The organism is bacterium, from assembly GCA_030649025.1.
In the GTDB taxonomy this organism is placed as follows: Bacteria; Patescibacteriota; Minisyncoccia; order JAUYLV01; family JAUYLV01; genus JAUSGO01.
Genome location: JAUSGO010000005.1, coordinates 1 through 8,011, shown reverse-complemented (window position 1 = coordinate 8,011; position 8,011 = coordinate 1). Strand labels below are relative to the sequence as shown.

Here is an 8,011-nt window from a genome sequence, read left to right as displayed (position 1 = left end):
GTCGTAATCTTACGCTCTATATGATGCAATCCTCTGAATAGGATGCTATAATAAAACCATGAAGTTAAATCGTTCTAGAAACACAAAAGAAAAAGGTCTTATGGAGTTATTTGTTTATAGCGAAGGCGATAAGTTCGTCGGCGTAAATTTAACTTTTGATATTGTGGAAGAGGGTAACGATCCGATTGCATTGATGGACAGCATTAAGGAAGCATCAATTCTTCATCTTGAATGCGTCATCAAGGAGGACATGTCTGAGGATTTACTTAACCGCTACGCTCCGGAGGAGTATTGGAACAGATATTTTAAAGCATTAGAACAAATTGAAAAGCCGAAAACTACGGTGGCTGCGTTTTTTCAGCGATCGCCATATCACACAGGACAGGCAGTTTCAGTCGCGTAATGCCCAACGGTCTTTCTAACTGGAGCGAAAGAGACGTCGTTGATTTCTTGAAGGAAAATGGCTTTGTATTTTACGAGTCAAGAAAGGGATCTCATTACGCCTATATAAATAAAACAACTATGAAAGTAGTCGAAATTAACGTTCCCAAGGATTCGTATGTTCCCAGAACCCTTGAGACCATGATCCGTCAGTCCGGCCTTGATAAAAAGGAATGGAGAAAGTGGGCTGGCTCATAAAAAAGATTCCAACGGTGCCCATCCCGCGCGTCTTGCTCATGGGTACTATCTCTCACCAGAACGTTCTTGCCCTATTGGGGGGCACAGACCACCTTTGAAAGCATCATTGCCAGGGGGCTATCCAACTAAGCTCGGAATGAAGAAATGCTGGGCTTTTCCCATAAAACAGGTTCTAACGTCGTCCCTGCCTACCGGCAGGCAGGCACGATTCCCCGCAGATTTACAAAATTTATCGTTGGTGGTTTAATGGTAATATGAAAAAATATTTAATTGTCCTGGCTCTGTTGTTCCCGTTGATCGCGTCCGCACAAGCATTTGACCATGACCTCTATTTCGGCGTACAAGGCGACGTGGATGTTACCAAGTTGCAGGAGTTTTTAACCGACCAAAATTTTTATTCCGGACCAATCACCGGCAACTTTTTTTCACTCACCCTCTCTGGAGTAAAGAAGTTTCAAACTAGCGCTGGCATTACCCCGGCTGCCGGATATTTTGGACCACTAACAAGGGCGAAAGCCAATGCGGTTCTTGGCGTGCAAATTAATGCGTCTAACCAGCAGGCGGTTGCCGAGACCAGTTCCACGCCGCCGACTTCTGTTTCGGCCACAACTACAAGCAGCACTAATAAGGCGTTGCAAGCGCAATTAACTTTGCTTTTGAAACAGGTGATGCTCTTGCAACAGCAATTACAGGCTCAATCAAGCACTACCCAAGCGGCTCAGACTGCTCAGACGCAGACATTGCAGCAAATTCAGCAGAATACTCAAGCCATTCAGCAAAACACAACTCCTCCGATTGCGGTCTATGTGCCTCCTTCTTTGCCTCCATATATTCCGCCCCCTCCTCCTGCAGGTTCGCCCGCCGACACTATTCCGCCGGTCATTTCCACGGTGCAAGCAATTAGCGTTGCGGCAAATTCAGCGACTATCACTTGGACGACGAATGAAAATAGTGATAGCACCGCATATCTTGGCACGACTCCCGGCTCCTACTACACTTCTGCCAACGGCTCAGTTTCATCCGCCTATAGCGGATATACTCACACGGTTACCTTCTCGAGTTTGAGCCCCAACACCACTTATTTCTATAAAGTTACTTCAGCAGATGGCAGCGGAAATAAATCAACCAGTAACGAATACACATTTTCTACGCTTCCTCCGCCGGCAGGAACTCTAACGGTTAGTCTAAATTCTTCGGTGGGAAATCAAGGCTTTACGATCAACACGTCGGCCGCAAAGATTGGCTCGTATGCCATTACTGCTTCTTCAGCGGAAGGCATATCCGTTTCTAGCATTACGATTGTCTCCAGCGCTCGTGCAAGCACTGACTACCAGAACCTGATGGTTAAAGTCGGATCCGCTGTTTTCGGTTCGACCTACTCAGCTTTGACCAATAACACCTCCTATGTCTTCAGTGGTAATTCTTTTACGGTTTCAGCTGGCCAGACTGTTGTCGTGGATGTCTATGCAGATATCCTTCCTGGTGCGGTGCTTGGCCAGCAGGCTTCTACATTTACTAATTGTGTAGCCACGGGACTTCTATCCGGCGCTTCGATTGGTTGCAACACTCCGGTAAATGGTCAAACGGTAACTATTGTATTACCTCTGACCTTGTCGATCGGTCTTGATGGAGCTTCAGCTTCTTCTGGTCAGCTCGTTATGGGTTCCACCGGCAACTCGTTGGCTTCCTTCCGTTTCACGGAGACTTCCAATAACGAAGATGTGAGGATCACCGATTTAGTTGTTTTCCAGCGCAATAATTCTGGAAAAACCGGCTTCGGAAACCTAACTTTGTATGACGGAGGTACTCCCGTTGGCTCGGCTGGATCCGGGGCTCTATCGGCAAATGGCAATGGCTATAACTACGCGTTCCACTTTGCTTCACCGGTTATGGTCGGGAAGTCCGGTTCCAAAACCTTGGTTTTGAAGGGCGACGCGGCTTCTTACGCCTCCGGCGGCGCAGTTGATAACTCCACGAGTATTTTTGAAATTGCTCCTTCTACCGAATATGCGACTGCTTCTACTCTCGTGACTGCGTTTGGAGCTTCCTCCAACACAGCCGTGGCAAACATCTTCTTGTCTGGCCCGGTCGGGAACAAACAGACTGTCTTGCGTAGCGTCCTTACGGTCATGGCAAACTCTGCGGCCAGTCCTCGCCCGGGCAAGAGCACGATTGACGATGTGGGGACGATTACATTCGCGGCTTCTCCTGCGGGATCAGTATCGCTTAACCAGGTAGTTCTTACCTTTTCTGGTACCATGCCGTCGTCTACTTTTATCAACAATACCGCGAACATGAAGTTGTATGACCCAAGCACTGGTACTCCGGTGCCCGGTTCTGTCTCAGCCTCCAGTTACGCTTTTACCTACACGATTGGTTCTGGCATCGGCGGCTATGTTATCAGCGCCGGTTCATCCAAGACGTTTACGATTCGCATCGATTCTAATACGAATTCGAACGACGGAAGACCTGGCGTATCCCAGACGTTTGGCGTGACCTTGGCGAACACGACAGCGGTGACCTATGTGGACGCACTTGATGGTGCCGGTAATTCTATAAACCTTCCGGCGACTTTGGTCCCGATGGTTGCAGCCAACGTTTCGTACCCAGCCGGCACGTAAAAGCTAAAAAGTTTCCAACACCGTCCCATCCCAGGGTTACATTACGAAACTTGGGATGCTTAATTTGCTCGCATTCCCCATAAAACAGGTTCTAACATCGTCCACGACTCCCCGCAAAACAAAAATGATGGCTTCGCGCCATCGTTTTTGTTTTCTGCAGTTAGGAATCGAACCTATGGCCGAAATCACGGAGTGATGAGGTTTCGACTGAAAGGAGGAACGATTCCTACTGCCCCTGCTACCAGGACTGGAAATAAAACTCGTTACAAAATGGGGCGTGTTTGACATAAACAGGTTCTAACCTTTTGGGTTGTTCGAATCCTGTCCTGCGGGTTGCGGAAGCTGATAATATTAAATTAAATTTGTATTTATTTGTAAATTATCCTTTAATTTAGATAAAGGTCGTTTGAAATTTACTAAAATGATAAAAATCCTAGTTGGCGCCGCTGTCGCCGCAACTTTGTTCGGAGGTTTATCCGTGGCTTTTGCAGCTAAAAAAGAGCCAGTATACCCCGTAGTCTGCGCTTATGCAAGCATCTGTGAACCCGTTACTCCGCCAGTTCCGCTCTCTTTGTAGACATCTTTTCTTCGCGTGGAGCGAACAAAAAAAGAAAGTCTGTTTGACTTTCTTTTTTTGTCTATAAAAATCTAACTCATGGTGTACTTCCCCCGTGGTGAGGTAGCTAAGTGGCAAAACTCGGGATGTAGATTTTGCCCGTATTTCCCATAAAACAGGTTCTAACCCTAAAGGACTGCGGTCTTTCTAGTCTCGCTATGCTCGCCAAGAAAACCGGGAGCATCGTCCACGACTCAACGCTAAAGCCTTTTGTACAGCTGTTTGAAGATGACTTTTTGGAAGTCGGCCAATGCCGCGTTTTCGATGATCATTACTTCCTCGGCATTCAGATCTATGAACGCCACTCGGTTCTCATAAATAAGCTCGATGATATTCTGATCGAAGACATCGGTCTCCGGCTTAATGAATTTTATAAACCGTTCCAGCCGAGGACGCTTCTGCTCCCCCGAAAGGGGATTGCTGATTACGCGTCGTTCGAGGCGCTTCGCATCTCTTTTCTTGCGGTAATCCGAGGAGAGATATGCGTTGACTGCGGCTAGGTCTGTTTCGGACGTGTACCGGAAGAATGTGCCGCCTTTTTTTGTATGCGCTATCGCATCATCGAACACGGCCCTCACGCCACTGCGGCCTTTGAGTATTTTTAAGGTGCTGCGCGAAAGGTCGTTTGCCGACAATGCTCGTTCCTTAGGGATCAGGCCTTTTATCCTGCCTACCTCGCTGACGAACAGGTCAACGATGCGTTCTGGATTTGTTGCGCGCCAAAGAGACCTTTTGCCATGTTTCGCTTTTGCGACAAGCCCATTGTCTGACAGTTCGAAAAGCGCCTTATAAGCGGCTGGGCGATGAACACGGGACCTTCTCACGATATCGGTCGCGAGCAGGGGGCCATGTTTTCTGACCGTTTCGTATACCGGATAGGCATGCTTGCTCAGGCCCAGCCTTTTGAACACGCGGCCAAGGTCGTTCTTTGCCATATTTAAAGTGTACAATATTTAGTACATATTTTCAAGTTTTCTGACGAGAGAGAAGAACGAATATATGATAATAGCGGTTTCTTTGAAAAAGGAGGGGTTATGGGCAATGTCCATCCAATCAAGACCAGCGAAGTGGCGAAGGCGAAACAGGCAATCATCCCGGATATCGTCTTCGAAGCCTTTAATGAACTGATCGTGAGCAAATTCATCGGATATTCGGCAACCATTAGGCAGAAGGAAGTTACTGCGTTGCTGGAAGCAAGAGGCGTCGACATTACAGAAGCATATGAAAAGCATTGGCTGGATGTTGAAGGTGCCTATCGGAAGGCCGGATGGCGCGTCGAATATGACAAACCAGGATATTCCGAAAGCTATGAAGCGTTTTTCGTTTTCAGCAAGAAGGAAAAGGGCAGGGAGTATTAGCCGCCACGCAGGGCGGCTTTTTTATTCGCAAATAAAAAAACGTTCCGACAACCGGAACGTTCTAAGGGCTCATTCCCTGGCTCTTGAGCCATTCATCATCATAAATCTTACTAAGATACTTGAGTCCGCCATCAGGCATGATGGTCACTATAACAGCTCCGTCCTTCGCCTGTTGGGCAACCCGTAGCGCGGCCCACATGCTTCCGCCAGCGGAACCACCCACAAAAATTCCTTCCTTTCGCGCGAGAAGCCGAGCGGTTTGAAATGCTTCCGCGTCCGAGTATTGTATGACGTCATCCACGAGCGACCAATCAAATGCTTTCGTAATATGATCTTCGCCTACGCCCTCGACACGGTACACGGAACCCTTGCCCACGGTTTTTTTACCGCTCTTAAAATAATCGTAGTAGATTGAACCGATCGGGTCAGCGAGCACTACGCGCACATTTTTGTCTTGCTCTTTCAAATACCGGGCTGTTCCGCTTATCGTGCCTCCCGTACTTCCTCCGACGACGAGATAGTCGATTCTGCCGCCTGATTGCCGCCATATCTCGGGTCCCGTCGTAAGATAATGCGCTTCGGGATTTAGCGGATTGTCATACTGGTTTATGCGAAAACTGCCCGGAATCTCCGAGGCGAGGCGCTTCGCCACGCTCACGTAATGCTCCGGCGAATCCGGCGGCGCGGAGGTCGGCGCCAAGTGTATCTCGGCTCCGAACGCGAGAAGATTTTTTTGTTTCTCACTGCTTACCTTGTCGGGCATCGTTAAAATGACACGATAGCCCTTCACGCTCCCGATCATAGCGGCCGCGGCGCCGGTATTCCCGGAGGTGGCCTCAATGATGGTGCCGCCCGGCTTGAGTAAGCCACGGGCCTCCGCATCCTTGATGATATGAAAAACAATGCGGTCTTTGATGCTTCCGGTGGGATTAAAATATTCCAGCTTTGCAAGAATGGAAACGGCCGGGTTCGGACTCATGTATTGCAGGCGGACGAGAGGAGTGTTGCCGATAGTATCCATAATTGTCTGCATGTGAAAACTATACTGCTTTGAAGTTAGACCTTCAAGCATCTTTACGGCGCGCAAAAATAATAGTGGATGCCATGGCGGGGGAGTTACATTGCGAAACGAGCGATTTTCGTCAGGATGAATTACGCAGAGCTATCTCACACGATATTTAACACCATCCCAGGTCAGAATAAGAGTCTTGGAATCGAATACTCCCAAAACGGTTCGTCCGGAAATTTGAGCTCCCAATTCTACCGCCCCATTGGTAGCTTCACAATAATAACCCCCGCCCTGGCTAGAGATACCGTTATGAAACCAACTAAAGGAACCATCGGGATCAAATCTGATATAGGAATATCCGGAATCCGACGGACTAGTAATCATTTCGCGCCTTTCTACGGAATAGAAAGGCGCCCCTTTGATGAGAGGACAAAAATCGGGATTCGATTCAGTCGAAGATCCAACTTCAATTCCCGGAGCGGTGATTGATATTTCGTCGGAGCTAGCTGAATTAATCTGTGTAGTTGTATTTTCTTTCGCGCCAGATGGTCCTATATTGCCGGATTCTAAATTCAGAGAGGCGGGTTTCTGCCCAAAATAATATACTCCCCCGGCCATTGCTAAAATCCCGATTATTATTAATAAAACTATCGGCGCAAATCCTTTTCGGTTCATTGGCTTAATTATATTATCAAAGCAGGAGTTCTGTCATCCTACCCCCGTCAACGCGGATCTGCTCGCGTTCCTTAGTGCGGAAGGATCTTAAAGTTCGCAATATACATCGCGAAGCTCTGGATTTGAATTTTGCTCATATTTTCCACAAAACCCTCCTCCGCATAAAGCTTCGGGAGGGCGCAGCAGGCTCTCCTTCGGCAAGCTCAGGACAAGTCAGGGCAGGCAAACTCACCACAGGCTTGACAAGAAAGCGATATGTACATTATTATGTACATAAGTACAGACTACAAACATTATGGACAGCAATAGCACTATCTCAATCTCTGATGGCCGTAAGCGGATTTTTGAGATTGCAAAGGAGGTTCAAAAACCAGGTAAACAATACACCTTGACCGAAAACGGCAAGCCCAAGGTGGTTCTTATGTCCGCCGAAGAATATGAGTCATTCATGGAAACGATGGAGGTTCTGCGAATTTTTCCGGATTTAGATAAAACTATTGCCGAGGCAGAAAGGGATATCAAAAGTCGTGATTTTTCGAACTATGTTCCTTTTGAGCGGATAAAGAAGGAGTTAGGTGCGGTTGCCGATAAATCAAAAAAGAAATATGGCGTTCAGGCTCGAAATCGCAAAAGCCGTTAAGAAGCAGATTGATCATCTTCTCCCGAAAGATATATCACGCGTTATTGCGGCATTCGAAGTAATTCAAGCCAACCCATTCTCCGCGGGCAAACAGCTTCACGGCGAGCGGTCTCGTCAATACTCTTATCGCGTTGGTTCCTATAGGATTATTTACAGGATTGAAAAATCCCTACTTTTAATTCTTGTAATCGAATTCGGCCGTCGACAAGGAGTATATTGATGAGCTTAGAAATCCCGGTGCTCCGTATCGCCACCGCGACACAGAAGATCCACATAAAATTTTCTCAATTAACGCTTATTCCATAAACAGTTTTGGGTTTGAACCCGGAGTGGTAGAATGAGCGCATCGACACAAAAAGATTTGTACCCGCGGTTCGATACTTGTGACTTGCGGAAATTAAGATGAAATAATCTGAAGAAATTTATGCCAAAAACTAAATTAGGTAAATGGTC

General features: G+C 47.4%; 7 protein-coding genes. 4 read left to right on the top strand and 3 right to left on the bottom strand.

Annotated features, from left to right (window positions below; translation table 11 throughout):
* Positions 1-58: 58 nt before the first annotated feature.
* Both Q7S09_01060 and Q7S09_01055 read left to right on the top strand, forming a co-directional pair.
* Entirely contained in the window at positions 59-403 is a 345-nt protein-coding gene (locus tag Q7S09_01060; GenBank protein MDO8557766.1) for a hypothetical protein, read from the top strand.
* A 490-nt stretch (positions 404-893) separates the two neighbouring features.
* Positions 894-3,260 carry a fibronectin type III domain-containing protein gene (locus Q7S09_01055; protein MDO8557765.1) on the top strand — a complete coding sequence of 789 codons (2,367 nt, stop codon included), beginning with the start codon at positions 894-896 and terminating at the stop codon, positions 3,258-3,260.
* Between the two features lie 816 nt (positions 3,261-4,076).
* On the opposite strand, the gene Q7S09_01050 is transcribed toward Q7S09_01055, so the two are convergent.
* Positions 4,077-4,811 carry a helix-turn-helix domain-containing protein gene (locus tag Q7S09_01050; protein MDO8557764.1) on the bottom strand — a complete coding sequence of 245 codons (735 nt, stop codon included), beginning with the start codon at positions 4,809-4,811 and terminating at the stop codon, positions 4,077-4,079.
* Between the two features lie 99 nt (positions 4,812-4,910).
* Between Q7S09_01050 and Q7S09_01045 the strand changes: the two genes are divergently transcribed.
* Positions 4,911-5,234 (top strand): hypothetical protein, encoded by a 324-nt coding sequence (locus Q7S09_01045; GenBank protein MDO8557763.1) that lies wholly within the window; start codon positions 4,911-4,913, stop codon positions 5,232-5,234.
* A gap of 61 nt (positions 5,235-5,295) precedes the next feature.
* Here Q7S09_01045 and Q7S09_01040 read toward each other — a convergent pair whose 3' ends face one another.
* On the bottom strand, positions 5,296-6,267 hold the full coding sequence (locus tag Q7S09_01040) for a cysteine synthase family protein (GenBank protein ID MDO8557762.1): 972 nt from the start codon (positions 6,265-6,267) through the stop codon (positions 5,296-5,298).
* Between the two features lie 129 nt (positions 6,268-6,396).
* The gene (locus Q7S09_01035; GenBank protein ID MDO8557761.1) at positions 6,397-6,918 is read right to left on the bottom strand and encodes a hypothetical protein; all 522 of its coding nucleotides are present in this window, start codon (positions 6,916-6,918) and stop codon (positions 6,397-6,399) included.
* Between the two features lie 295 nt (positions 6,919-7,213).
* On the opposite strand from Q7S09_01035, the gene Q7S09_01030 reads away from it, so the two are divergent.
* Positions 7,214-7,558, top strand: coding sequence for a type II toxin-antitoxin system Phd/YefM family antitoxin (locus tag Q7S09_01030; GenBank protein ID MDO8557760.1), 345 nt, complete (start codon positions 7,214-7,216; stop codon positions 7,556-7,558).
* Positions 7,559-8,011: the final 453 nt, after the last annotated feature.

Bases quoted from the DNA above. Each gene is read 5' to 3' on its own strand.
- Q7S09_01055 (MDO8557765.1), top strand. From the start codon at position 894: ATGAAAAAATATTTAATTGTCCTGGCTCTGTTGTTCCCGTTGATCGCG.
- Q7S09_01035 (MDO8557761.1), bottom strand. From the start codon at position 6,918: ATGAACCGAAAAGGATTTGCGCCGATAGTTTTATTAATAATAATCGGG.
- Q7S09_01030 (MDO8557760.1), top strand. From the start codon at position 7,214: ATGGACAGCAATAGCACTATCTCAATCTCTGATGGCCGTAAGCGGATT.
- Q7S09_01050 (MDO8557764.1), bottom strand. From the start codon at position 4,811: ATGGCAAAGAACGACCTTGGCCGCGTGTTCAAAAGGCTGGGCCTGAGC.
- Q7S09_01060 (MDO8557766.1), top strand. From the start codon at position 59: ATGAAGTTAAATCGTTCTAGAAACACAAAAGAAAAAGGTCTTATGGAG.
- Q7S09_01040 (MDO8557762.1), bottom strand. From the start codon at position 6,267: ATGCAGACAATTATGGATACTATCGGCAACACTCCTCTCGTCCGCCTG.
- Q7S09_01045 (MDO8557763.1), top strand. From the start codon at position 4,911: ATGGGCAATGTCCATCCAATCAAGACCAGCGAAGTGGCGAAGGCGAAA.